The 25,439-nt window shown below is 65.8% G+C and carries 21 protein-coding genes; 13 read left to right on the plus strand and 8 right to left on the minus strand.

All coding sequences use genetic code 11. The annotated features are described in order from the left end of the window. Window position 1: 1 nt before the first annotated feature. Window positions 2-841 carry a protein-disulfide reductase DsbD domain-containing protein gene (locus ACQR1X_RS06460; protein WP_434838588.1) on the minus strand — a complete coding sequence of 280 codons (840 nt, stop codon included), beginning with the start codon at window positions 839-841 and terminating at the stop codon, window positions 2-4. Window positions 842-977: 136 nt separating this feature from the next. Here ACQR1X_RS06460 and ACQR1X_RS06465 point away from each other — a divergent pair, with 136 nt between their 5' ends. Further along, window positions 978-1,628, plus strand: a complete 651-nt coding sequence (locus ACQR1X_RS06465) for a YqgE/AlgH family protein (RefSeq protein WP_315713870.1) — start codon at window positions 978-980, stop codon at window positions 1,626-1,628. 181 nt (window positions 1,629-1,809) lie between these two features. Here the strand turns inward: ACQR1X_RS06465 and ACQR1X_RS06470 are convergent, their stop codons facing one another. Further along, entirely contained in the window at window positions 1,810-2,697 is an 888-nt protein-coding gene (locus tag ACQR1X_RS06470; protein ID WP_434898525.1) for a TauD/TfdA dioxygenase family protein, read from the minus strand. A gap of 133 nt (window positions 2,698-2,830) precedes the next feature. Then, a complete protein-coding gene (locus ACQR1X_RS06475) occupies window positions 2,831-3,610 on the minus strand; it encodes an SDR family NAD(P)-dependent oxidoreductase (protein ID WP_434846222.1) in 780 nt (259 codons plus the stop codon). A gap of 136 nt (window positions 3,611-3,746) precedes the next feature. Between ACQR1X_RS06475 and ACQR1X_RS06480 the strand changes: the two genes are divergently transcribed. The 3 genes from ACQR1X_RS06480 (at window position 3,747) to ACQR1X_RS06490 (ending at window position 6,191) form a co-directional block, all read left to right on the plus strand. Next, entirely contained in the window at window positions 3,747-4,889 is a 1,143-nt protein-coding gene (locus tag ACQR1X_RS06480; RefSeq protein WP_434898526.1) for a PQQ-dependent sugar dehydrogenase, read from the plus strand. Window positions 4,890-5,010: 121 nt separating this feature from the next. Next, on the plus strand, window positions 5,011-5,745 hold the full coding sequence (locus ACQR1X_RS06485; RefSeq protein ID WP_434898527.1) for an SDR family NAD(P)-dependent oxidoreductase: 735 nt from the start codon (window positions 5,011-5,013) through the stop codon (window positions 5,743-5,745). A 74-nt stretch (window positions 5,746-5,819) separates the two neighbouring features. Further along, complete coding sequence (locus tag ACQR1X_RS06490) at window positions 5,820-6,191, plus strand: CsbD family protein (RefSeq protein ID WP_315804750.1); 372 nt, start codon at window positions 5,820-5,822, stop codon at window positions 6,189-6,191. A 130-nt stretch (window positions 6,192-6,321) separates the two neighbouring features. Here ACQR1X_RS06490 and ACQR1X_RS06495 read toward each other — a convergent pair whose 3' ends face one another. Both ACQR1X_RS06495 and ACQR1X_RS06500 read right to left on the minus strand, forming a co-directional pair. After that, window positions 6,322-8,064, minus strand: coding sequence for a DUF459 domain-containing protein (locus tag ACQR1X_RS06495; RefSeq protein ID WP_316177302.1), 1,743 nt, complete (start codon window positions 8,062-8,064; stop codon window positions 6,322-6,324). A 139-nt stretch (window positions 8,065-8,203) separates the two neighbouring features. After that, on the minus strand, window positions 8,204-9,598 hold the full coding sequence (locus ACQR1X_RS06500) for a lytic murein transglycosylase (RefSeq protein ID WP_434898528.1): 1,395 nt from the start codon (window positions 9,596-9,598) through the stop codon (window positions 8,204-8,206). Window positions 9,599-9,816: 218 nt separating this feature from the next. Here ACQR1X_RS06500 and galU point away from each other — a divergent pair, with 218 nt between their 5' ends. Further along, complete coding sequence (gene galU / locus ACQR1X_RS06505; protein ID WP_315804753.1) at window positions 9,817-10,698, plus strand: UTP--glucose-1-phosphate uridylyltransferase GalU; 882 nt, start codon at window positions 9,817-9,819, stop codon at window positions 10,696-10,698. A gap of 46 nt (window positions 10,699-10,744) precedes the next feature. Here the strand turns inward: galU and ACQR1X_RS06510 are convergent, their stop codons facing one another. Next, entirely contained in the window at window positions 10,745-12,253 is a 1,509-nt protein-coding gene (locus ACQR1X_RS06510; RefSeq protein WP_434898529.1) for a sensor domain-containing diguanylate cyclase, read from the minus strand. Between the two features lie 142 nt (window positions 12,254-12,395). Between ACQR1X_RS06510 and ACQR1X_RS06515 the strand changes: the two genes are divergently transcribed. From ACQR1X_RS06515 to ACQR1X_RS06545, 7 genes are all read left to right on the plus strand, one after another. Beyond that, window positions 12,396-12,653, plus strand: a complete 258-nt coding sequence (locus tag ACQR1X_RS06515) for a DUF7662 domain-containing protein (protein ID WP_316177305.1) — start codon at window positions 12,396-12,398, stop codon at window positions 12,651-12,653. Window positions 12,654-12,772: 119 nt separating this feature from the next. Then, window positions 12,773-14,566, plus strand: a complete 1,794-nt coding sequence (locus tag ACQR1X_RS06520; RefSeq protein WP_434838594.1) for a peptide ABC transporter substrate-binding protein — start codon at window positions 12,773-12,775, stop codon at window positions 14,564-14,566. A 247-nt stretch (window positions 14,567-14,813) separates the two neighbouring features. Beyond that, window positions 14,814-16,607: a peptide ABC transporter substrate-binding protein gene (locus ACQR1X_RS06525; protein ID WP_434846219.1), complete on the plus strand. Its 1,794-nt coding sequence runs from the start codon at window positions 14,814-14,816 to the stop codon at window positions 16,605-16,607. A gap of 40 nt (window positions 16,608-16,647) precedes the next feature. Further along, window positions 16,648-17,607 carry an ABC transporter permease gene (locus ACQR1X_RS06530; RefSeq protein ID WP_316177308.1) on the plus strand — a complete coding sequence of 320 codons (960 nt, stop codon included), beginning with the start codon at window positions 16,648-16,650 and terminating at the stop codon, window positions 17,605-17,607. Further along, complete coding sequence (locus ACQR1X_RS06535; RefSeq protein ID WP_316177309.1) at window positions 17,573-18,514, plus strand: ABC transporter permease; 942 nt, start codon at window positions 17,573-17,575, stop codon at window positions 18,512-18,514. The genes ACQR1X_RS06530 and ACQR1X_RS06535 overlap by 35 nt, the downstream gene beginning before the upstream one ends. Next, a complete protein-coding gene (locus ACQR1X_RS06540) occupies window positions 18,514-19,512 on the plus strand; it encodes an ABC transporter ATP-binding protein (RefSeq protein ID WP_315804760.1) in 999 nt (332 codons plus the stop codon). The genes ACQR1X_RS06535 and ACQR1X_RS06540 overlap by 1 nt, the downstream gene beginning before the upstream one ends. Further along, on the plus strand, window positions 19,512-20,510 hold the full coding sequence (locus ACQR1X_RS06545) for an ABC transporter ATP-binding protein (protein WP_315804761.1): 999 nt from the start codon (window positions 19,512-19,514) through the stop codon (window positions 20,508-20,510). Before ACQR1X_RS06540 ends, ACQR1X_RS06545 begins: the two co-directional genes overlap by 1 nt. 16 nt (window positions 20,511-20,526) lie before the next feature. On the opposite strand, the gene ACQR1X_RS06550 is transcribed toward ACQR1X_RS06545, so the two are convergent. Both ACQR1X_RS06550 and ACQR1X_RS06555 read right to left on the minus strand, forming a co-directional pair. Next, a complete protein-coding gene (locus tag ACQR1X_RS06550) occupies window positions 20,527-22,512 on the minus strand; it encodes a cache domain-containing protein (protein ID WP_315804762.1) in 1,986 nt (661 codons plus the stop codon). A gap of 165 nt (window positions 22,513-22,677) precedes the next feature. Next, window positions 22,678-24,534 carry a feruloyl-CoA synthase gene (locus ACQR1X_RS06555; RefSeq protein ID WP_434898530.1) on the minus strand — a complete coding sequence of 619 codons (1,857 nt, stop codon included), beginning with the start codon at window positions 24,532-24,534 and terminating at the stop codon, window positions 22,678-22,680. A 300-nt stretch (window positions 24,535-24,834) separates the two neighbouring features. Between ACQR1X_RS06555 and ACQR1X_RS06560 the strand changes: the two genes are divergently transcribed. After that, window positions 24,835-25,314: a MarR family winged helix-turn-helix transcriptional regulator gene (locus ACQR1X_RS06560; protein WP_434892665.1), complete on the plus strand. Its 480-nt coding sequence runs from the start codon at window positions 24,835-24,837 to the stop codon at window positions 25,312-25,314. The last annotated feature ends 125 nt before the right edge of the window (window positions 25,315-25,439 follow it).

Raw genomic sequence — 25,439 nt, forward strand, 5'->3', positions numbered from 1 at the left:
GTCACGGCAGAGTGAAATTGAACTCGTAGGACTTGTCGGGGCCGACCAGCGTGAATTTCAGCGCCGCGCCGTCCGGCTTCACGCCCGGCGGAACGCCGTCGAGCTCGAAGGCGAAGCGCTTGATGCCCGGCATGCCGCTGTCGCGCACGGTCGGGATCGGCAGCGCCCAGTCGGGCGTCGGACCCTCGACATAGAGCTGGACGCTGCGCGGATCGGCGACGGCGACGTCGACGACGACGTCCTTCTGGCCGTCGCGCTTGACGTCGCGGATCGTCAAGGGATTGGCATCGCCGACAGTGGCCGGCTTCGGCACCGTGTCGAGGGCCGCCGAGAGCGTCGTATCTTCGGTGCTGGCGACGCTGGTGAAGGCGAGCTCGGCCTTTGCCTCGACGGGAATGCATATCTTCTCGCAAACCGCGTAGCTGATGTCGGCGCGCAGGGTCATCGGCTTGTCGGGGTTCTTGGCGACGATGCGCAGCGGCAGCACGACCTGATCATGATAGCCGAGCGAGTGTCCACCGGCGCCGTCATCGAACTTTGTCGGCGCGGGCCACAGAACCGTCACCGCTTCGACGTTCTCCGACTTGGAAAAGTCGAACCGTGGCGGCACGCCGGAATCGCCGGGCGTCCGCCAATAGGTCTTCCATCCCGGCTGCAGCGCAAGGGCGATGCCGCCCAGCATGACCGGACCGCTGCGCGAGCCCGCGAGCAGGCGCACCGCGGAGTGGCTGTCGCGCTGCCAGGGCGAGGAATCCTGCGCCTGCGCGCCGAACGCAAGGCAGGATGATACGACGGTCGCGACCAGCAGTGTGGCAGAGTGGTGAGGAACCAAGGCGGACATGAGACGTCTTTAGAGTGCGGTTCGGGCGCAAACCATTGAAATGCTTGTGAGCAGATTTCCTCGCGAGGACCTGAACCTTGATTGACAGATGCGCATCCCAATATCAGGATATCGGTGATCATGAGAGTCCTTGCGGATGAATCCTGAGGCAAAAAGGCTGGGCGACATTCGCCGCAAAGTGACGGGGATCGGGGATCACACCTCTCACGGTGGTTACCTCGACGGCCAGCTGCTGGTTGCAATGCCCGTGATGGGCGATTCCCGGTTCGAGCGCTCGGTGATCTATCTCTGCGCGCACTCGGCCGAGGGCGCCATGGGTATCATGGTGAACCGGCCGGCGGGCAGCATCGACTTCCCTCAGCTCCTGATGCAACTGAATATCATCGAGAAGAGCGATCAGATCAGCCTGCCCGACAGCGCCGAGACGATGAAGGTGCTGAGCGGCGGCCCTGTCGATACCGGCCGCGGCTTCGTGCTGCATTCGAGCGACTACTTCATCGCCAACGCGACCTTGAAGATCAACGACGGCGTCTGCCTGACGACGACCATCGACATCCTCAAGGCGATCGCCAAGGGCGACGGTCCAAAGCACGCGATCCTCGCGCTCGGCTATGCCGGCTGGCGCGCCGGCCAGCTGGAGGAAGAGATCCAGGACAATGGCTGGCTGCATTGCGACGCCGATCCTGAGCTGATCTTCGGCGACAATGTCGACGCCAAATACGATCTCGCGCTGCGCAAGATCGGCATCGATCCCGGCATGCTGTCCAACGCCGCCGGGCATGCATAGGCGTTATCGTCCGGTTGGAGTCCCAGCCGCTCGCTCGGATCATATAAAAATCTGATGGGGCGTTCTGCCTCCACCGTCATTGCGAGCGCAGCGAAGCAATCCAGGGCCGCGGGCGGATTCTGGATTGCTTCGTCGCTCCGCTCCTCGCAATGACGATGTGTCCAGGCCGCTGAAGCCAACTCTACTCCGCCGCCTGCTGCGCGACCGTCGGTTCGGTGCCGGCCACCGTGGCGCGGCGCATGTCGCGCGGTTGCGACTGATCGTAGCGGCGCACGCGGTGCATGGTCTGGCGATTGTCCCACATGATCAGGTCGTGCGGCGCCCATTTGTGCGCATAGACGAACTCGGGCTGCGTGGCATGCTCGGTGAGGTCGCGCAGCAGCAGCCGGCCCTCCGGCATGCTCATGCCGATGACGGCGCCGGCATGCGATGACAGATAGAGCGACTTGCGGCCATGGGCAGGATGAGTGCGGACAAGCCGCTGCCTGACCGGCTTGAACATCTCCTTCTCCTCGTCCGTGTAGTCGAGGAAGCCGAGCGCGCCGCGCGAATACATCAGCGAATGTTCGCAGACGAGATCCTCGATCTCGTCCCTGGTCTCCTGGTCGAGCGCGTCATAGGCGGCGCGCATGTCGGCGAATTCGGTGTTGCCGCCCTTCGGGTTCACGATGCGCGCGGAGAGAATCGAGTATTTCGCTGGGATCGGCCGGAACGAGCTGTCGGAGTGCCACAGGCAGTTGCCGAGATTGAACAGATGCGTGCGATGGTCCGGTGGCAGCGGCTTGCCATCCTTGCCGAGATTGGAGACGTCGTTGAGGCCAGTGGTTAGGCGGTAGTCTTCCTTCTTGGTGACGGTGCCGCCGCGCGCCTGCTCGCGCTCGCCGAAGCTGAGCGCAAAGCCGAGCTGCTGCGCGTCGGTGAGGTCCTGATCATGAAATACGAGAACGGCGTAGTGATCGATCGCGGCCTGCAGCTGCGCGACGTCGTCCCCGGCGAGAGGCTTGCGCAGATCGATACCGGACACTTCGCCGACGAAATGCGGGTGCAGCTGTCGGATGGCGATTGCCATGGTGTCCTCCTCGCGTCCTCATGAGGGCGGACTCCTGTCCGCTTCTTCTGATGGAGGCTACGCCGGCGATGTGCGAAGTCAACGCAAGGCGCGGAGCGCCGCGTGCACGGCTGTCATGCCGGGGCGGCAGACATCACGCATTGCGGGCCATCAGCCCGCCATCCACCGGGATCACCGCTCCGGTGAGGAACGAGGCGGCCGGCAGGCTCAGGCTCAAGGTCATGTGCGCCACTTCTTCGGGGTCACCATAGCGGCCAAGCGCGGTGCGGCGCCGCGCATAGACCGCCTTTTGCTCGTCCGGAATGCGCGCGGTCATGGCGGTCGTGATCGGTCCCGGACAGATGCAGTTGACGGTGATGCCATCGCGGCCGAGCTCGACCGCGAGCGCGCGCGTCAATCCGGTCACCCCGGCCTTTGCAGCCGAATAGGCGCTGTGCAGCGCAGTTGCGCCGAGCGCCTCGGTCGAGGCGATGTTGACGATGCGCGGGCTGTTCGAGCGGCGCAGATGTGGCAGCGCGGCACGGATGACGCGCTGCTGCGCCGTCAGCATGATGGCAAGCCCTCTGGCCCAGGCCTCGTCGTAGGCTTCGTCGTCGATCGCGACGCGCACCGAGATGCCGGCATTGTTGACGACGATGTCGAGTCCGCCGAAATGCGCGGCAGCGTCGCCGACGACGGCGCTGATGGCGTCGCGGTCGGCGAGGTCGAGCCTCCAGCCACGCGCCGTTCCGCCGCCGGCCAGGATATCCGCCGCCACGGCGCGGGCCCCGTCCTCATCGACATCGGTGACTGCGACCCTGGCGCCTTCATCGGCGAACACGCGCGCGGTCGCGCGCCCCATCCCCGACGCTGCGCCGGTGATCAGGACGATCAATCCCTTGACCGAGCGGCTGAGTTGCCTGTGCTGGTGCATATTTGCGGCTCACGGAAAAATGCGCATCGCATGCTCGCCGTCGGGATTATCACTGATCGGACGCATTCGATAGGCACCGATCCAGCATGGCCGAATTCTCGTTGCTGACGACGCGGAACAACAAACCGGAGTGATCATGGTGCTCTCCACGACCTTCATGCGCTTGGCATTGGTGATGGGACTCGTTGCGACCGCGGCTGCGCGAGCCGAGAGCATCAACGCCGGCGATCGCAAGGCAAGCGCGGTGCGGCCGTTCGAGGCGCGCGCCGTCGCCGAGTTCGATACGCCCTGGGCCATCGCCTTCCTGCCCGACGGGCGGATGCTGATCACGGAGAAGCCCGGCCGGATCTTTCTCGTCACGCAGGATGGGAAGAAGATCCAGATCGGCAACGTGCCTGCGGTCGCGGCGCGCGGACAGAACGGCCTCCTCGACATCGCGGTGTCGCCGAGCTTCGCGACGAGCTCGCAGATCTATCTCACCTACACCGAGCCGGGCAGCGAGGGCAGCCGGCTCGTGCTGACCCGCGCCGTGCTGTCGCTCGCGAACGACAACGCCGCGCTGACCGACCCCGTCGTCATTTGGCGCCAGACGCCGGCCGGCGGCGGCGGCCAGCCCGGCGGCATCATCGCGTTCGATCCGTCGGGAACGCATCTGTTCCTGACCATCGGCGACCGCATGCAGCCGAACAGCGCGCAGGATCCACGGCAGGCGCGCGGAAAAGTGCTCAGGCTCAATCTCGACGGCGCGACTCCGTCGGACAATCCCATGGCCGAGGACAAGGGCGTGCCGGCCCAGACGTGGACCAGCGGCCACCGCAATCCGTACGGGCTCGCCTTCGCATCAGATGGCAAGCTCTGGCTGCACGAGATGGGACCGCGCGGCGGCGACGAGCTGAACCTGATCGAGCCGGGCAAGAACTACGGCTGGCCGCTGGTGTCCAACGGCGACAACTACGACGGCACGCCGATCCCGCGGCATGCGACGCGGCCCGACCTCGCGCCGCCGCCGCTGTATTGGGATCCCGTGATCGCGCCGGCCGGCCTCGTCTTCTATGATGGTCCGATGTTTCCGCAATGGAAGGGATCGGCATTGATTGGAGGCTTGCGGGCGCAGGCGCTGGTCCGCGTTGCCTTCCGGCCCGATGGTCAGCCTGACGAGGCCGAGCGCTGGGACATGGGCGAGCGTATCCGAGATGTCGCCGTGGCGCCGGATGGCGCTGTCTGGGTGATCGAGGACGATTCGCCCGGCCGCCTGCTGCGGCTGACGCCGATGAATTAGCTGCGCAGCAGCATTGATGCGAAAGGTGCCGATGCCGGTGTCGCCACAGCCGCGATGCCGTTGACAGGGCCTGCGCCGATCCCCACACCATCCGACAAACAACAATGGAAGGAGTGGGGAGATGAACGCACTCGATTTCACGGGACGTTCGGTGCTGGTGATCGGCGGATCGAGCGGCATCGGCAACGGCATCGCGCAGGCGTTTCGCGCGCAGGGCGCGCGCGTCGACATCAGCGGCACGCGGGCGAGCGCCGCCGATTATGCCGAAGGAGAGGGCTCCGATCTCGCAGGGGTGAACTACCATCAGCTCGATGTGAGCGATCCCGGCGCGATCGAAAGCTTCGCGCCGCGGCTCGATCGGCTCGATGTGCTGGTGCTGGCGCAGGGCGCGGTGTTGTACCGCCGCGGCGAATTCGCCATGGAGGGCTTCCGCAAGGTGGTCGAGGTCAACCTCATCAGCCTGATGGCCTGTGCGACGAAATTTCACGGCCTGCTGCGCGATGCCAGGGGCGCGCTCATCACCGTCTCGTCGACTGCGGCCTATCATTCGACCATGGGCAATCCGGCCTACAACGCCTCGAAGACCGGCGCGATGGGATTGACGCGAACCCTGGCTGAGGCGTGGGCGGAAGACGGCATCCGCGTCAACGGGATCGCGCCCGGGCTCGTCGACACCAAGATGACCAAAGTGACGACCGCCAATCCGAAGCGCCTCGAGGGCGCGCTGCAGCGCATCCCGCTGCGGCGGCTGGGGACGCCGCAGGACATGGCCGGTGCGGCGCTGTTCCTGGCCTCGCCACTGTCGTCCTACATCATCGGCCAGACCCTCGTCGTCGACGGCGGCCTGATTTTGTAGTCGTTCGGAACCTGCGCCGCGCTGGCCGGTTAGCAGGCCAGCAATCCCGCACAGTGCAGAGAAGGAGAGCGGCAATGGATCAGGATCGGCTGACCGGTACGGCCAAGGATGTCGCAGGCAAGATCGAGGGCGGCGTCGGCGAGATGTTGGGCGACAAGAGCACGCAGGCCTCGGGCCGTGCACGCGAGGCCGCGGGCGTCGTGCAGAACATGTATGGCCAGGCCAAGGACGCGGCGCGCGAGGCCGGCGATGCGGCGATGGATTTCGCCAAGGATAAATTCGGTAACGGCTCCGAGACGCTGCGTGACGGCACGCAGGCCCTGACCAAGCGGGTTCAGGACAATCCGATGGGCGCGCTCCTGGTCGCCGGCGGCATCGGCTTCCTGCTGGCGATGCTGATGCGCTCGCCGAGTCGGCCGCAGCCGCCGCAGCGCTGGCGCTACTGAATCCGTAAGTCCCCCTGACGATCAGATGACAATCGGCCCGCATTCGCCGCGAATGCGGGCCGATCTTGTTGTGGGCATTTCGTTTCGGACGATCGCGTCGATCACCCCTGGCGCTCAGGCGCGGCCACGATCAGCGTCCCTGGGACTCCAGCGCTGCCGCCGAGCGGCCGACCGATGCTGGCGGCCGCGGCGGCACGTTCGGATTGCGCGCGGCAGGGGGCCGTGCCGGCTGCTGCGGCGCGCCGAAGCCGAAGAATTCACGGACGCCCTGACCTGGCTGATTCGGCTGCTGTGCCTGGGCTGGCGGCTGCTGGCCGGGGGCCGTCGGCGCGGTCAGCCGCTTCTGTCTCGGTGGCGCCGGTGTCGGCGCGGCCGGCGTTGCTTCCGCCGGCGTGGTCGCTGCCATCGGCGCTTCGGGCCGGGTCAGCTCCTTCGGCGGCTCCTTGGCCTGTTCGCGGCCGACCTCGCGGCGGGGCCAGACGAAATCGTCGGCGCGGCCGGCCGGCGGGCTCAGGGCCTCGCCCTTGACCAGGGTTCGGGCCGCCAGCGCGTCGACCGCCGCAGGTCGGGAGCCGGGGCCGCCCAGCAACTGGTCGGTGCCGACGGATGACGCCACCAGCGGCAGGATCGGGCCGGCGACCGGCCGCGGCGCCGGCTGGCCGGGCACGGCATTGGCGTCCGGCGTCGCCGGCTCGTTTGGCAGCTCGAGCGGCGCAGAACGGGCCGCGAGCAGCCGGTTGATCTCTCGCTCGGCATAGTGGGCGAGCTTGCGCGCGCCCGGCTTGGTGAAATAGACGCCGTCATAGGAGCGCAACTGGCGGATCTGGCCCTCGAAGTCCGGGCCCTTCTGCAGGAAGCGGCCGGACTCGTCGACGAAGCCGTCCCAGACATCGACATAGGTGATGCCGGCCTTGCCGGCGGCATCGCGATACAGCGAGTCGAGGAACAGCGTGTCCGCGGTGCCCTTGGGACCGCGAACCGCGGGCAGGCCGACCCAGAGCACGGGCACGCCCTTGCTCTTGGCGATCGCGATCATCTCCTCGATCTTCTTCGCATACAGCTCGACCCAGCGCTCGTCCCGGAACTCATAGAGGCCGCCCGGCGAGCGGGCGGCCTTCTCCGGTGCCGCGACCGCGGGCGTGTCGTTGTCGACCTCGTCCTGCGGCAGATCGGTATCGGCAGCCTTGTCGTCGGGCTTGGCCGCAGTGTCGGCCTTGCCGTCCGGCTTGGCTTCGCCCGGCTTGGCCTCACCGGGCTTTGTCTCGCCGGGCTTGGCCTTGGCATCCTTCTTGGCCTTGTCGCCCTTCTTGTCGTCCGGCTTCTCGGTCTTCTCCACCGCAGGCTCGCGCAGCGAGATGCGGTCGTTGAGGCCGAGCATGATGACGATGGCGTCGGCGCGCTCGGTCGCCAGGATGCCCTTGGCGGCGGCGGCCCAGTCGGCCGGCTCGCCCCTGGGCTGGTACTTGATGAGGCCCGACGTGGTCCTGATCCTGCGGGTCACGCCCATGTCGGGCTGCTCGGCATAGGCCTCTTCCAGGCCATAGGCGAGCCAGTCGGCCATGGCGTCGCCCAGCACCAGCACGTAGCGGTCCGGCGCGCCGTCACGCTTTTCCGGCGGCGGCGCCTTGGAATAGTCCTGGATCACCCGCTTGGGCTGTTGCTGCGGGAACGGAGCGAAGAAGTCGCCGCCGAACCAGCCTCCGCCACCTCCACCGCCGCGCGGGGCCGGGCGGGGCGAAGCGAACGGGTTGAAGTTGAAGAACTGGGCCGAGGCGGGGCCGGCGATGCCGACGAGCATGGCGATGACGACCGCCAGCACGACCAGCGGGCCGGGCTCGTTCAACAGCTTGAGGATGGACTTCAGCTTTGACATGCGCACCCGTCGCGCGGCGTGATCGTGACGATCCATATAATAGGACGCGAATCAGGCCGCAAACGGGCATTCACCGGATGGTGTTGACGGCGCCGGTAATCACCCCAGAAGGTTACCGGCAGGGCAGATTGGGCTGCGATCAGCGCGCCCGCAGCCGTTCGAGCACGTCCGAGGTGGCAAATCCGTCCGCCGGCGCCCCGATCGAGGCCTGGAAGTTCCGCAGCGCCTCGCGCGTCTGGCCACCGAACTGGCCGTCCGGCGTTCCGCGGTAAAATCCGCGCTCGGCGAGCAATTGCTGCAGCTCGAGCCGTTCGCCGCGCGACAGCGTTCGCTCCTCGCGCGGCCAGGCCTGAACGAACGGCGGCGCGCCGCGCAGGCGGTCAGCGAAGTGTCCGATCGCCAGCGCGTAGGCTTCCGCAGGGTTGTATTTCATGATGACGCGGAAGTTCTGCAGCATCAGGAAGCCGGGGCCCTGGGCGCCGGCCGGCGCCAGCAGATAGGCCTTTTCGGCGCTAGCCGGGAACGGCTGACCATTGGCCCGTCGCAGGCCGAGCTGTTCCCACTGGCGGAAGCTCATGCTCTTGGCGCGGTCGGCGAGCATGTAGTTGAAGCCCTGGGGCACCACGACCTCGTAGCCCCAGCTCTGGCCGCTCTGCCAGCCGTCCTTCTTCAGATTGTTGGCGGTCGAGGCGATCAGGTCGGCCGGATTGTCGACGACGTCGCGGCGGCCGTCACCATCGGCATCGACGGCGAAGCGCTTGAACGCGGTCGGCATGAACTGGGTCGGGCCGAAGGCGCCTGCCCAGGAGCCGCGCAGCTGCTCGGGGCGCAGATCGCCGCGATTGAGGATTTCCAGGGCGGAGAGGAACTCATCCTTGAAATAGGCCTGGCGGCGGCCGATGCAGGCGAGCGTCGCGGTCGACTGCAGCACGCTGCGGTCACCGATCTGGGTCGAGTAGTTGGACTCGATGCCCCAGATCGAAGCGACGATGTAACGGTCGACGCCGTAGGCGCGCTCGGCCGCATCGAACTGCGGCTTGTACTTCGCCAGCACCTCGCGGCCCTTCGCCAGCCGGTTGTCGTTCACCAGGATGTCGAGATAGTCCCAGATCGATTTGGTGAATTCGGGCTGCGCGTCGAGCAGGTCCATGATGCGCAGGTCCGGCGACAGGCCGGCGGTAAAGCGCTGGAAATTGTCCTGCGTGATGTTGCGCCTTGCGGCATCTGGCCACATGCCGGCGACGCAATTGTCGAAATTGCCGGCGGCCTCGCGGATCGCCGCCGCCGTCATCAGCGGATGGCCGGAGGCGCCGTCCTCGCCGCTCCACGGCTGCGGCCCGCCGGCGGCAGGGGGCTGGTTGGGGGCGGGGTTGCCCTTGGTCAAGGTGCCCGTGAACAGGCCGTCGAGAAAGTTCAGCGGCCCGCCGCCGGATTGCGCGACAGCGGAACCGGACACCACCGTCAACGCCGTGACCAGAACCGCCGCGCCGGCACCCGCCTTCAGAGCTGTCAGCATCACGTTCCGTCGCATCATGTCTCGATCCAGATCGCATGGAAGATCGGCCTCCACGAGGCCCGGTCCTGCTTAACGGGAGATTAACAAGGTTAACGATTTCCGCAGCGAAATTTAGCCGTTCGGTCCATGTCGAGCGGAACACCGGACCAACATCCGCCTTTGTTCTCGGCTGCAAACGAGCTACCTAAAATGCGATCGATTTCGCATTCATATCGCCACAAGGTCTAGTCATCCCCATGAAGATCCGCAAAGCCGTTTTTCCGGTCGCCGGTCTCGGCACCCGCGTCCTTCCCGCCACCAAGGCGATGCCGAAGGAAATGCTGACGATCGTCGACAAGCCGCTCATCCAATACGTCTTCGATGAAGCCAAGGAGGCGGGCATCGAGCATTTCGTGTTCGTGACCGGGCGAAACAAGACCGCGATCGAGGATCATTTCGACCGCATGTACGAGCTCGACGCGACGCTCGCGGCGCGCGGCAAGAAGACCGAGATGGAAATCCTGGCGCGCGACCAGCCGGAGGCTGGAGCCGTCAGCTTCACCCGCCAGCAGGCCCCGCTCGGGCTCGGCCATGCCGTGTGGTGCGCGCGCGACATCGTCGGCGACGAGCCGTTCGCGGTGGTGCTGCCGGACGAACTGGTGCTGAACGCGCCGGGGTGCCTGGCGCAGATGATCGCCGCCGCGAACAAGCTGCCCGAGAAGAGCAATGTGCTCGCGGTGCAGGAGGTGCCGGCCGACCAGACCCATCAATACGGCATCTGCGGCGTCGGCAAGCGTGACGGCAAGATCTTCGAGGTCGACGGCATGGTCGAGAAGCCGGCCAAGGGCACCGCGCCGTCGAACTTCTCGATCACCGGCCGCTACATCCTGCAGCCGGAGATCTTCAAGATCCTGGCGACGCAGGAGCGCGGCGCCGGCGGCGAGATCCAGCTCACCGACGCGATGATCGGGTTGTCCAAGACGCAGAAATTCTACGGCGTGGATTTCGACGGCGAGCGGCACGATTGCGGCTCGAAGTCCGGCTTCCTGAAGGCCAACATCGCCTTCGCCATGGCGCGGCCCGACCTGCGCGATGGCCTGCGCGAGGACATGAAGCGCTATCTCGACGGCAAGGGCTGAGGCCAAGCCGACGAGAAATGCCGCGCCTTCGAGACAGTTGGTGGCATCACGCCGCCAGCGAGGCCGCGGGTGACGGGTTATGCACCGCTGCGCTGGCGCAGCGGTTGCGGCCCGCGGCCTTGGCCATGTAGAGGGCGCGGTCGGCGGCATTGAGCAGGCCGGTCCAATCCGTGTCGCGCGACGGCGTGACACTGGCGGCACCGATGCTGATCGAGGTGGTGCACGCCTCTCCCGCCCACAGCTTGACCTTGCTGCGGATCGTCTCCGCGACGCGCAGCGCATCCGCTTCCGAGGTCCCCGGCAGCAGCACCGCGAACTCCTCGCCGCCATAGCGCGCGGCGCAATCGCCGGCGCGCCGCACCGAATCGGAAATGCACACGGCAATGCCGACCAGCACCTGGTCGCCGGCCTGGTGCCCGTGGGTGTCGTTGTAGCTCTTGAAGTGATCGGCATCGATCATCAAGAGCCCCAGCGGCGCGCCGGCGCGCTGCGCCCGCCGCCATTCGAGCTCGATGGTCTCGTCGAACTTGCGCCGATTCTTCAGGCCGGTCAGTGGATCCGTGGTGGCAAGCTGCTCCAGCCTGGATTCGACCTTCGCCCTGAGCTGAATCTCGCGCGCGGCGACCTGCGTCGCGGCCAGGACGAACACGATCAGCGCCAGCATCATCGCGCCGATCTGCGCAGCTTCGTTGCGCCAATAGGCGAAGACGCTGTCCCACGACTTGCTGGCGATCACGACCAGCGGCTCGGTGCCGTTGCGCCAGACCAGGAGCCGCGGCAGATCGTCGAGCGCGCCATGGCTGCTCGACCAGCCGGCCGGCTCGGTGAGCGCGCGGGTCACGGCCGGCGCCCGCGCCAGGTTGCGTCCGATCGCGGCAGGATCGAATGGCGCGCCGACGATGACGGTGCCGTCGCGCCGGAGCACGGTGATGTTGTCGCCCGTTCCGAGCGTGAGCCGCGCGAACAGGTCGCGGAAATAGCCGAGGCGGATCGAGCCGGCGACGACGCCGGCGAAGCGTCCGTCCGGCGTCGAGATGCGGCGACTGAGAACGATGGAATATTGGCCATGATGCTGGGCGGGCCGCCCGACATAGAGCCCGGTGTCGGGCCCGTCGCGATGCACCTGGAAGAAATCGGCGTCGCTGCGGTCCTCCGGCAGCGGGTCGAGCGTCGACGATTCGAGCGACAGCCGTCCGCGGGCATCGAACACCTGGATGGTGCCGAAATTCTTCGCGGTGGACGAACGGTCGAACAGGATCAATTGGCGGACCGGCTTGCTGACCTCGTTGATTTCGGGCAGCAACATGTTGCTGGCCACGGCCCGCAGCGAGAGATCGTAGAGCTCGACGTTGCGGCTGATGTCGGCGCCGATGCTTGCGGCCATGTTCTCCAGCGCCTGCCGGGCGCGGACCTCCTCGCTCCGGCGCAGGTCGATCATGACGCTGGCGCAGATGGCGGAGAAACCGATGATGGTCGAGATGGACCAGGTGATCAGCGTGCGCGCCGAGAGCCGCCAAGGCTGCGTCGCCCGGCCCGTTCGGCGTGTCCAGCGCATCGGTTCGTCCCGTCCCCGTGAAACCCCGTCCGTAGACTGACGGATCAGGCCGAAGTAACGCATGTTAGGTTAACGAGCCGTTGCGTTCGCCGCGCCTGTCGTCAAGGCGGCCGCACACGCGCTGGTATGAGGGAGTCGAGACTTGCCGGACTATGATGCGCTTCGAGACTATCTCAAGCGGCAGACCCGCCCCGAACTGGTGCTCAGCCTCGAGGAGATCGAGGAGCTGATCGGCGACGGCCTGCCGCGCGCCGCGCAGCGCGCCTCGTGGTGGGACAGCCTGCGGAGTCCGCAGGAGAAGATGCCGCAGCGCGAGGCCTGCCTGGCGGCAGGCTATGTCGCGACCCGGCTGCCCGATGGCAAGGGCGTCCGCTTCCGCAAGCTGAAGCCGGAGCGCTGAGCTGCATCAGTGTCCGCGCAATTGGCCTACATCCTGCTTTCCGGGCGGTGCTGCAGTGTGGTTGAGCTTTCAGAGCGCGATCGAGCCCGCATTGTGACCGAGGATCTGGAGAGACGGACATGAACGAGCAGGACCTGCGCCACGAGATCGCCGCGGTCAAGGACGGGCGGCTATCGCGCCGTGACTTCGTGCAGCGGATGCTGGCGGCCGGACTGACGGCGCCGCTGGCCGGCATGATGCTGGCGCATTCGGGAGTGGCAATGGCGGCGCAGGAATTCCCCTACAAGCCGACCAAGGCGGGTGGCGGCGGCGCGCTGAAGCTCCTGTTCTGGCAGGCGCCAACCCTGCTCAATCCGCATTTTGCCATCGGCTCCAAGGATCAGGAATCCGCGCGCGCCTTCTACGAGCCGCTGGCCGGCTGGGACGCCGACGGCAATCTCGTCCCGGTGCTGGCGAGCGAGATTCCCAGCGTGGCCAACGGCACCGTCGCGGCCGACGGCACCTGGGTCATCTGGAAGCTCAAGCAGGGCGTGAAGTGGCACGACGGCCAGCCGTTCACTGCGGACGATGTGATCTTCAACTGGCAATATGCCACCAATACCGAGACGTCCGCAGTCACCATCGGCGACTACAGGGACCTCAAGACGATCGAGAAGTTTGACGACCACACCGTTCGCCTCGTGTTCAGCCGGCCGACGCCGCAATGGTTCACGCCGTTCGTCGGCGGCCGGGGTGCCATCATTCCGAAGCATCTGTTCAGCGACTACATCGGCGCCAAGTCGCGCGAGGCGCCGAACAATCTCAAGCCGGTCGGAACCGGTGCCTATCTGTTCGTCGACTTCAAGCCGGGCGACATCCTGACCGGCAGGCTCAATCCCGACTACCACGTTCCGAACCGGCCGCATTTCGACACGCTCGAGATCAAGGGCGGCGGCGACGCGGTATCGGCGGCACGCGCCGTGCTGCAGACCGGCGAATATGACTACGCCTGGAATCTGCAGGTCGAGGACGAGATCCTCGTCAAGCTGGAGACCGGCGGGACCGGGGTCGCCGAGATCGTGCCGACCGGCAATCTCGAATTCATCCTGCTCAATGCCACCGATCCCAATGTCGAGGTCGACGGCGAGCGGTCGAGCCTCAAGACCAAGCACCCGCTGTTCTCGGACCCGGCGGTGCGCGAGGCCATCAACCTCCTGATCGATCGCGCATCGATCCAGAAATTCGTCTATGGCCGCGGCGGCATCGCCACGGCGAACTGCGTCAACAATCCCGCGCGCTATCGCTCGCCCAACACGCGCTTCGAGTTCAACATCGACAAGGCGAACGAGATCCTGGAGAACGCCGGCTGGAAGAAGGGGACGAGCGGGATTCGGGAGAAGGACGGCAAGCCGCTGAAGCTCGTCTTCCAGACCTCCACCAACGGGCCGCGGCAAAAGAACCAGGCGATCGTCAAACAGGCCTGCCAGAAGGCCGGCATCGAGCTCGAGCTGAAGTCGGTGGTGGGTTCGGTGTTCTTCTCCAGCGACGTCGCCAATCCCGACACCTACACGCACTTCTATTGCGACATGGAAATGCTGATGATCACGATGTCGTCGCCCGAGCCGCAGGCCTTCATGACTCAGTACGTGTCGTGGGAAGTGGCGAGCAAGGCCAACAAATGGCAGGGTCGCAACATCTCGCGCTGGCAGAGCAAGGAGTATGACGATCTCTACAACGAGCTCACGCGCGAGCTCGATCCGGTGAAGCGTGCGGCGCTCTACATCAAGCTCAACGACACGGTCTGCGCCGGTCGTCACGTGCTGCCGGAGCTCAATCGTCCGCGCGTCAGCGGCATCCGCAAGGGTCTGCAAACCCATTCCTCGGGGTGGGACAACGACCTCTGGCAGCTGCCCAACTGGTATCGCGAGAGCTGAGCACTCCTTACGGCGTCCCGGTGCGGGGCGACCGTCGTTGACGACGTAGTTCCATTTTCCGGGATGCCCTGGCAGTCATTCTTCCCGCATCTGCGAAGTGCGACAATCGATCCATTCTTTATTGCGGAATTGGCCCGGATTCTGCTTTGACAGTCGCTTCGAAGGCTGATCCAATTTTGTGCAGTTCCCGATCGATGCATGACGGGGACGCGTTTTTTGGCATTCAGCACCACCTTGGAGTCGATGAATGAACGAGCGTGACCTCCGTAGCCAGATCGCTGATGTCAAAGCAGGACGCCTGTCACGGCGCGAATTTGTGCAGCGGATGATTGCCGTGGGGCTGACCGCGCCGATGGCCGGCGCGATGCTCGCCCATTCCGGCGTTGCGATGGCCGCCGAGCCGATCGCATACAAGCCGACCAAGGCCGGCGGCGGCGGCCCGCTCAAGCTGCTGTTCTGGCAGGCGCCGACTTTGCTCAACCCGCACTTCGCCAACGGCACCAAGGATCAGGAGGCCTGCCGGCTGTTCTACGAGCCGCTCGCCGGCTGGGACGCCGACGGCAATCTCGTGCCGATTCTCGCGGCCGAGATTCCGAGCAAGGAGAACGGCCTGCTCGGCGCCGACGGCCTGTCGGTCACCTGGAAGCTGAAGCAGGGCGTGAAATGGCACGACGGCAAGCCGTTCACCGCAGACGACGTGATCTTCAACTGGGAATATTCCGTCAATCCCGACACCGCTGCGGTTTCGATCGGCAGCTACCGGGGTATCAAATCGGCAGAGAAGATCGACGACCATACTGTCAAGCTGACGTTCAAGCAGCCGACGCCGTTCTGGGCGGATGCCTTCGTCGCAGCCTACGGTCCGGTGATTCCGAAGCATCTGTTCGCCGACTATATCGGCGGCAAGTCGCGTGAGGCGCCGGCAAATCTGAAGCCGGTGGGCACCGGCCCGTACGTCTACGTCGATTTCAAGCCCGGCGATTCCATCTCCGCCAAGCGCAACCCCGATTATCATCAGGAAAACCGGCCCTATTTCGACACGGTCGAGGTCAAGGGCGGCGGCGACGCGGTGTCGGCGGCACGCGCGGTGCTGCAGACCGGTGAATACGACTACGCCTACAATCTCCAGGTCGAGGACGAGATCCTGACCAAGCTGGAGGCCGGCGGCCAGGGCAAGGCGCAGCTCACGGTGACCGGTCACATTGAATATATCGCGCTCAACGTCACCGATCCCTGGACCGAGGTCGACGGCGAGCGCGCGAGCATCAAGACCAAGCATCCGGTGTTCTCCGATCCGGCCGTGCGCAAGGCGATCAACCTGTTGATCGATCGCGCCTCGGTGCAGAAGTTCATCTACGGGCGCGCTGGCGTCGCGACGCCGAACTTCCTCAACAATCCCGAGCGCTTCCGCTCGCCGAACAACAAGTTCGAGTTCAACATCGACAAGGCCAATCAGATCCTGGAGGAGGCGGGCTGGAAGAAGAACTCGTCCGGCATTCGCGAAAAGGATGGCAAGCCGATCAAGCTGGTATTCCAGACGTCGATCAACGCGCCGCGCCAGAAGAACCAGGCGATCATCAAGCAGGCTTTTCAGAAGGCGGGCATCGAGGTCGAGCTGAAATCGGTCGTCGCGTCGGTGTTCTTCTCCTCCGACGCGGCCAATCCCGACACCTACACCCATTTCTACTGCGACATGGAGATGTACCAGACCACCATGCCGCAGGCGGATCCGCAGTTCTTCATGAACCAGTTCACCTCGTGGGAGGTCTCGAACAAGGAGAACAAGTGGCAGGGCCGCAATGTCTCGCGCTGGCAGAACAAGGAATATGACGAGACCTACAAGCAGGCCTCGAGCGAGCTCGACCCGGTCAAGCGCGCGGCGCTGTTCATCAAGCTCAACGATCTCGTCGTTCAGGACAATTACATCCTGCCCGAGATCAATCGCCGCAACTGCATCGGGTTGAAGAACGGGATGGTCGCCAACAAGAGCGGTTGGGACAACGATCTCTGGCAGATCGCCAACTGGTATCGCGAGACCTGATTGCGCCACCAGCATGATTAGACATCTGAGAGGCTGAGCGATGGGAAACTACCTCCTCAGGCGCCTCATCGTCGCGGTGCCGAGCCTGCTCGGCATCAGCGTCATCCTGTTCGTGCTGCTGGCGCTCGCACCGGGCGATCCGTTCGGCGAGCTCGCGAGCAATCCGAACATTCCCCCGGAGGTCCGCGAGGCCCTGCGCGTCAAGTTCGGCATGGATGACCCGATCATGGTGCGCTACTTCCACTGGCTGATTGCGATGATGCATGGCGACTGGGGCTTCTCCTTCGCCAGCCGCGTCAACGTCGACACACTGATCCTGCAGCGCATTCCGGCTACGCTCTACGTGGTCGGAACCGCTCAGCTCCTCGCGCTGATCGTGGCGATTCCGGTCGGCGTGCTTGCAGCACGCCGGCCCTATTCGATCTTCGACCAGATCGCCAACACCTTCGCCTTCATCGGCTTCTCGCTGCCGACCTTTTTTACCGGGCTGCTGCTGATCCTGATCTTCAGCGTCAATCTCGGCTGGCTGCCATTCGTCTATCGTGCCGACATCCAGGCCACGGGCTGGATGTGGTGGTGGGAAAACTTCAAGCAGGCGGTGATGCCGGTTACCGTGCTCGGCCTCTACCAGGCCGCGTCGTATACGCGCTACGTGCGTTCGGCCGTGCTCGACGTCATCAAGCTCGATTACGTCACGACGGCGCGCTCCAAGGGGCTCGACGAGAGCAAGGTCATTGTCAAGCACGTGGTGCGCAACGCGCTGATTCCGGTGGTGACGCTGGTGGCGCTGCAGATGCCGACTGTGTTCGGCGGCGCCATCGTTACCGAGCAGATATTCCGCATTCCCGGCATCGGCTCGCTCCTGATCAGCGCGATCCTCGCGAACGATACGCCCGTCATCATGGCGGTGACCTTCGTGTTCGCCTGCCTCGTCGTCCTATTCAACCTTATCGCCGATATCCTGTATGGCTGGCTTGACCCACGCATCTCCTTCCGTTGAGACGCCGCTCGCGCCGGCTTCGACGAAGCGCCGATTCTCGCCCGGACGAGATGCGGTCAGGCGCTTCCTGCGTCACCGCCTCGCGGCCGTCAGTATTGTCGTGCTGGCGCTGCTGGCGCTTGCGATCGTCGTTGGCCCGTGGATCTGGCGCGTGCCGATCAACGAGATCGATTTCACCGCGCGGCTCGCGGCGCCGTCCTGGGACCATCCGTTTGGCACCGATGATCTCGGGCAGGATCTGCTGGCGCGCATGATCTATGGCGGCCGCATCTCGCTCGCCGTCGGCTTTGCGGCAATGGCGGTCGGCCTGTTCGTCGGCGTGGTCATCGGCGCCATTGCCGGCAACTCCAAGGGGCCGGTCGATGCCGCGCTGATGTGGCTGACCGACCTGTTCCTGTCGCTGCCGCAGCTGCCGCTGCTGCTGCTCGTGATCTATCTGTTCCGCGACCTGCTGAAGGGCCTCGTCGGGCCGGAGGGCGGCACCTTCGTCCTGATCGTGCTCGTGATCGGCGGCTTCCGCTGGATGCCGGTGGCGCGGCTGGTGCGCGCGCAGTTCCTGTCGCTGCGCGAGAAGGAGTTCGTCGAGGCGGCGCGCGCGCTCGGCGCCTCCAACGCCCGTCTCGTCGTCCGCCACATCCTGCCGAACGCGCTGGGACCCGTGATCGTCGCCGGCACCATCGACGTCGCGGCGGCGATCATCGCGGAATCGACGTTGTCGTTCCTCGGTCTCGGCTTCCCGCCGGACATTCCGACCTGGGGCCGGCTGCTGTTCGACGCCAAGGACTATCTCGACATCGCGCCGCATTGGGCGCTGTTCGCCGGCGGCGCGATCTTCCTCACGGTCATCGCGATCAACTTCATCGGCGATGGCCTGCGCGATGCGCTCGATCCGCGGAAGGTGATGTGATGGACGCGCGCGTGGCTCCGCTGCTCGAGATCAAGGGGCTGAAGACCTATTTCAACACCGACGAGGGCGAGGTCCAGGCCGTCGACGGCGTCGACATCTCGATCGGCAGCGGCGAGACCCTGTGCGTGGTCGGCGAGTCCGGCTCCGGCAAGACCGTCACCGCGATGTCGGTGCTGAAGCTGATCGCGATGCCGCCCGGCCGCATCGCCGGCGGCCAGATCCTGTGGCAGGGTCGTGACCTGGTGTCGCTCGGCTCGTCCGAGATGAACAAGATCCGCGCCAGCGAGATCGCGATCGTGTTCCAGGAGCCGATGACCTCGCTCAACCCGGTCTACACCGTCGGCGATCAGATCGCGGAGGTGATCCGGCTGCATCAGGGCCTGTCCAAGAAGGCGGCGATGGATCGGGCGGCGGAGATGCTGGCGCTGGTGCAGATCCCCAATCCGAAAGCCCGCGTGCACGATTATCCGCATCACTTCTCCGGCGGCATGCGCCAGCGGGTGATGATCGCGATGGCGCTGTCGTGCAACCCGAAGCTCCTGATCGCCGACGAGCCGACCACCGCGCTCGACGTCACGATCCAGGCGCAGATCCTCGATCTGCTGCTCGACATGAAGGAGCGGCTCGGCATGTCGATCATGCTGATCACCCACGCGATGGGCGTCGTCGCCGAGGTCGCCCAGCGCGTCGTGGTGATGTATGCCGGCCGGGTGGCCGAGGAGGCGCCGGTCGATCGTCTGTTCGCCAATCCGCGCCATCCCTACACGCAGGGCCTGATCCGCTCGATCCCGCGCATCGATCTCGACGCGGTCAGGAAGAGCCGGCTGGAGAGCATTCCCGGCAGCGTGCCGAAGCTGGTCAATCCGCCGGAGGGCTGCCGCTTCGCCTCGCGCTGCCGCTTCGCCATTCCCGATTGCAGGACCGCGCAGCCTCTGCTGCGCGAGATCGAGCCCGGCCACAAGGTGGCGTGCATCCGCGCCGAAGAGACGTTACTGTGATGACCGAAGCTGCGATTGCCACGCCCGCCGCACCCGCGCCTCTGCTCAGCGTACGCAACCTGACCAAGGCGTTCCCGATCCGGGGTGGGCTCTTGAAGCGCCAGATCGGCAGCGTGCGCGCGGTGGACGGCGTCAACTTCCACATCGAGCCGAGCGAGACCTTCGGCCTCGTCGGCGAGTCCGGCTGCGGCAAGTCGACCACCGGGCGCTGCGTGCTCAGGCTGATCGAGCCGAGCTCGGGCGAGCTGAATTTCGAAGGCAAGGACGTCATCGCGCTGTCCGGCGAAGGCCTGCGCGCGCTCCGCCGCGACATCCAGATCATCTTCCAGGACCCCTATGCCTCGCTCAACCCGCGCATGACCATCGGCGCCATCATCGGCGAGGCGCTGACGATCCACGGGCTGGCGACTTCACGCCAGCAATACGAGGCGCGCATCGTTCATCTCTTGGAGACCGTCGGCCTGCAGGCCGATCACATGACGCGCTATCCGCACGAGTTCTCCGGCGGCCAGCGCCAGCGCATCGGCATTGCGCGTGCGATCGCGGTCGAGCCCAAGCTGATCATCTGCGACGAGCCGGTGTCGGCGCTCGACGTTTCGATCCAGGCCCAGGTCATCAACCTGCTCGAGGACCTGCAGCAGAAGTTCGGCATCGCCTATCTGTTCGTCGCGCACGACCTCTCGGTCGTCGAGCACATCAGCCGCCGCGTCGCGGTGATGTATCTCGGCCGCATCGTCGAGACCGCGCCGTCACGCCAGCTCTATTCGGCGCCGAAACATCCCTACACGGAAGCGCTGTTGTCGGCAGTGCCGATTCCGGACCCGAGCATCAAGCGCAAGCGCGTGCGGCTCAAGGGCGAGGTGCCGAGCCCGATCAATCCACCATCGGGCTGTCACTTTCACACCCGCTGCCCGATCGCCAAGGACGTCTGCAGCAAGGAAGTGCCGCCATTGAAGGCGAGCGCCGAGGGGCATCTCGTCGCCTGCCATTTCCGTTGAGGCGGAGGTCGGCGCGCTACGCCGCCTGACGGTCCGAGACCAGCGCCGTCAGCCGCGCCGATTGCTCCGGGTTCAGTGCGAACTGCACCAGCGCGGTGCGGTCGCCGACGCGGGTCACGGTCCCCGGCAGATCGGACACCATGCCGGTGATGGCAAGCGTCACCGACGTGTTCATCGTCAGACGAACCGGAACGGCTTCGAGCAGGGCGCCGCCGAGCGAGAGGTTGCGCACGGTGACGGGGATCGCTTCGCCGTTCACCTGCAGCGTGCCCGGGCGATTGATGTTGAGCCGCGTCGACAGCCGGCGATCGACGTCGGCCGTCGAGGTCCGGATCACCCGCACCAGCTCGGTGCGCAGTCGCTGTACCTTGTCGGCGACAACGGTCGAGCCGTCGCGGATGTCGGTCGAGCGCCGGCCGGCCTCGCTGGCCTCGCGCGAGACCTCGGCGATCTGGCTCGCGACCTCGCGCGCGGCGGCGGACGTCTCTTCGACCGTGCGCGAAATCTCGATGGTCACACCGTTCTGCGCCTGGATCGCATCGGCAATGCCGGAGGATACGGCTTCGACGTTGCGGATGACTTCGCCGATCGCCCCGATCGAGGTCACCGAGGCGCGCGTCGAGTCCTGAATCTCGGCAATCTGCTGCGCGATCTCGCTGGTCGCCTTGGCGGTCTGCTCGGCGAGCGATTTGACCTCGGAGGCGACGACCGCAAAGCCACGGCCGGCATCGCCGGCCCGGGCGGCCTCGATGGTGGCGTTCAGCGCCAGCAGATTGGTCTGGCCGGCGATCTCGCTGATCAGACTGGTCACGGCGCCGACCTTGTCGGCGGCCTCCGACAGCTTCGCGATGGTGGCCTGGGCATCGGACGAGGCGGCGACGGCCTTGCGCGTGAGCTCGCGCGACGAGCTGACCTGGCTGGAGATCTGCGAGATCGAGGCGGCGAGCTGGGCGGACGCCTTGGCGACCGTCTGGGTGGTAGCGAGAGCCTGCTCGGCCGCTGCCGCAACGCTGCTCGAGTTGCGCTCCAGCGTCAGCGCACTGTCGGTCATCGACTTGGCATTGTCGGCCATGTGGCCGGTGCCCTGCGCGACCTCGCCGACCGCGTTGCTGGCGGCCTGCTCGACGGCTTCGGCCATCTCCTGCAGCGCCCTGGTCTTGATGCGCTCGGCGACCTGGCGCTGCTCGTCTTCGAGCATCGCGGTCTGCCGCGCCTTCTCCTCGGTCTTCTGCCTGAACTGCTCGATCGAGCGCGCCATGTCGCCGAGCTCGTCGCTGCGGTTCTGACCCGGCAGCTTGATGTCGAAGTTTCCGTTGCCGAGCTCGGTCAGCGCGCCGCTCATCGCGGCCAGCGCCGATGACATCCGCCGCGCGATGATCAGCGTGATCGATCCGATGATCAGCATCACCAGCATGGCGGCAATGAACACGCTGCGCTTGCTCTCCCACATCTGGGCTTCGAGATCGTCGACATAGACACCGGTGCCGATGATCCAGCCCCAGGGCTCGAAGCCGGCGACATAGGACATCTTCGGCTGCGGCGCATCCTTGCCGGGCTTCGGCCACATGTAGTCGACGACGCCGGCGCCCTGACGCTTGACGACATCGACCATTTCGACGAACAGCCGCTTGCCGGTCGGGTCCTTGTTGTCAGCGAGGTTCTGGCCATTCAGCTCCGGCTTGATCGGATGCATGACCATCTTCGGACCCATGTCGTTGATCCAGAAATAGTCGCCGCTGCCGTAGCGCAGCTTGCCGATCCGCTCGGCCGCCTTCTTCTGCGCGACCTCGGGCGCCACCTTGTCGCGCGCGATCGCGTCATATTCCTCGCGGGCGATGCTGACTGCCGTCTGTGCCAGATGGCTCAGCTCGCTCTGCCGCTGATCCTTGAGAGCGGTCTCGAGGTTCTGGCTCTGCGTTGCGGCGAGCCCGACCAGTCCACAGAATGACAGGCCGATGATCGCGTAGATGCGGAGGGCGAGAGAGAAACGCGGCTTGGCCATGGGGCGGTCCGGACAAATGAGGGAGCTAGATGCAAGCCATTTTAAGGATTCGCAGTTGATGCCCGGTTAAGTGTGACTGGTAGCTAATTGCCGTATTCGCGAGGCGTTTCCGTAATTATACGTGCGACATTTTGTGAGTGAGTCGAGTAGTCGTGTAGTTCCGGATCAGGACATGTCGGGCCTGATCAGCTCGGTCGCGGTTTCATCCTTCAGTCGTGCGACCAGATCGGCGCGGCGGCTGAGCACCGCGCGCTGGTTGATATAGCCCTTGTCGGTGATCTCGCCGGCATCGAGCAAGGGCGGCTCCGCCATCAACAGCGCACGGCTCGCATAGCGCGACGAGCCGACCGCCTCAGTGCGAAGCCTGGCCAATCCTCGCGCGATGGCGGTGCGCACCGACGGATGCGCCAGAACGTCGCTGGCCGGGACCGTCTCGGCCAGCCCAGCAGCGCTGCGGCACGCTGCGATGTTGGGCACGACGAGAAAGTGCACCTCGTCGGTGCCGTGGCCGGCGATCACGATATCCTGCGCCAATGGTGCCAGCGCCGCGATGCCGGCGACGCGTAGCGCGCCGACGTTCACCCATGTCCCGGAGCTGAGCTTGAAATCCTCGGTGATGCGGCCGTCGAAGAACAGGCCGCGCTCCGGATGCTCGGGATCGGCGAGCTTCACGGCGTCGCCGATCTTGTAGAAGCCCTCCTCGTCGAAAGCCGCGGCCGTGAGCTCGGGCGCCTTCCAATAGCCCGGCATCACGTTCGGCCCGCGCACGCGGACTTCGAGCTTCTCGCCGGTCGGCACCAGCTTGAGCTCGGTGCCGGGGATGGGCACGCCGATGTTGCCGGCGCGCTCGGCGAAGAAGTGGCAGTCGGTCGCGAGCGGCGATGTCTCGGTGGCGCCCCACGCCGACACCAGCGGTGCAGGACGGCCGATCGTGGCCCGGCTCATCTCATTGAGCGCATCCCACAGATTTTGCGGCAGGGCCGCGGCCGCATAGAGGATGCACCTGACGCCGGAGAAAAATCTGCGGCGCAGATCGTCATCGGCCCTGAGTGCGGCGACCAGCATGTCGAAGCCGCGCGGCACGTTGAAATAGATCGTCGGCACCAGGCTGCGCAGATTGGCGAGCGACGTCTCGAACAGGCCGGGCGCCGGCTTGCCGCTGTCGATGTAGATCGACCCGCCGTGGCTCAGCACCAGGTTGAAATTGTGGTTGGCGCCGAAGGTGTGACTCCATGGCAGCCAGTCGACGATGACGGGGCCGCCCTCGACCTCGCGCAGGAACGTCCATAGCTGCGCCTTGGCCTGCTGGCTCATGGTCAGCATCCGGTGCGTGTTGATCACCGCTTTCGGCTGCCCGGTCGAGCCCGAGGTGAACAGCAGCTTGGCCACCGTGTCCGGCGTGACCGCGGCGAAGGCGCGGTCGACCTCGGCGCCTGGCTTCGTCGCGAGCAGGGTCTGCAGCGGCACCGCGCTCGTTCCATCGCCATCGCCGGCGATGATCGTTGCCCGATGCAGGCCGTCGACGGCCGCGAGCGCGCGCGCGAACGGCTCGCGCTGCGCGACGAAGATGGCGCCTGGATCGAGCAGACGGATCATCGCACGCAGCTTTTCGTGATCCGTCGACATCAGCGAATAGGCCGGCGAGATCGCGCAGACGGGGACACCGACATGTTGCGCGGCGAGCGCCAGCACGGCATGGGCGATGCTGTTGTCGGAGAGGATCGCGAGCGGACGCTCGGGACCCTGGCCCTGGGCGAGCATCCAGGCCGCGGCGGCGCGGACCTGCATCAATGTTTCGCCGTAGGTGAGCCAGGTCCAGTTGTCGCCACGGCGTTCGGCCAGGAACGTGCGATCCGGGAAATGGCGGCCCCAATGCTCGAGCCATTCGCCGGTGCAGCGCGCGGCCGGCTGCAGCGGCATGCGCGAGCGCAGGATGATCGTGCCGTCGTCGCGCCTGACAGCCTCGATCGACGGCTCGGCGAACATCGCAGGCTCGGAGGCGCGGCGTTCTGCATCAGCCATGGCGTGTCTCCGGGCTGCGGGAGGTGATCGCGGAAGCCGCAATACGGGAGGAGGCGGGGAGGGAGGATGCCGCGCGGCAGGCGCCGCGATCGGGTGCCATCTGCCGCCGCATTGCGGTCGCAATGCAGGCAGCCGTCGTCGTCTTTGACGGCATGCGTTTCCCTCCCATGGTGTAGTCGTTGAGCGCGAGACTAACAGAATGGTTGTACTTTGCAATTATTGTGGATGTGACCAATTGGGGCGGCTTGCCCTGGCGACGGCATCGGTCTAGGCAGGGATGCTTCATGTCAGCGAGCCAGCATGCCCAAGAGCGCGAGCGCCGGAGCGCAGCGAGACGCAACCAGCCGGGAGTCCGGGATCGGTCTCGGTGAGCTCGAGAACCATCTCGGCTATTTCGTCCGCCGCCTGCAGCACTGGATCTTCCGCGACGTCAACGCCGCGCTCGCAACGATCGACCTCGACGTCATCCTCTATTCGATCCTGGAGACGATCGCCGCCAATCCCGGCGCCGCGCAGATCGCGATCGCCGGCGCGCTGGGCATCGAGCGCGCGCGCATGGTCGCGCTGCTCGACGACCTGCAGCAGGCCGGCCTGGTCGTGCGCGAACGCTCCGCGCACGACCGCAGGGCCCATGCGCTCGGCCTGACGCCGCGTGGCCGCCTGATCCTGAAGAAGGCCAATGCACTCGTCGCCGCGCACGAGAAGCGGGTGGCACGCCGGCTCGGTGCCGACAATTATCGCCGCGCGCTCACCGCGCTGTCGCAGTTCGAGACGGACTAGGCTCGTCGCGAACGGGCCATGTCGCGAGCCTTCTGCCCCGCAAGCACGCATTGGTCATCACTCACACGGCACCCTTTACGCGGTACCGTGGTAACTCTACCTCAAACGAGGCAAAAGGAAAGATG

The organism is Bradyrhizobium sp. HKCCYLRH3073 (genome assembly GCF_051167995.1).
Lineage (GTDB): Bacteria > Pseudomonadota > Alphaproteobacteria > Rhizobiales > Xanthobacteraceae > Bradyrhizobium.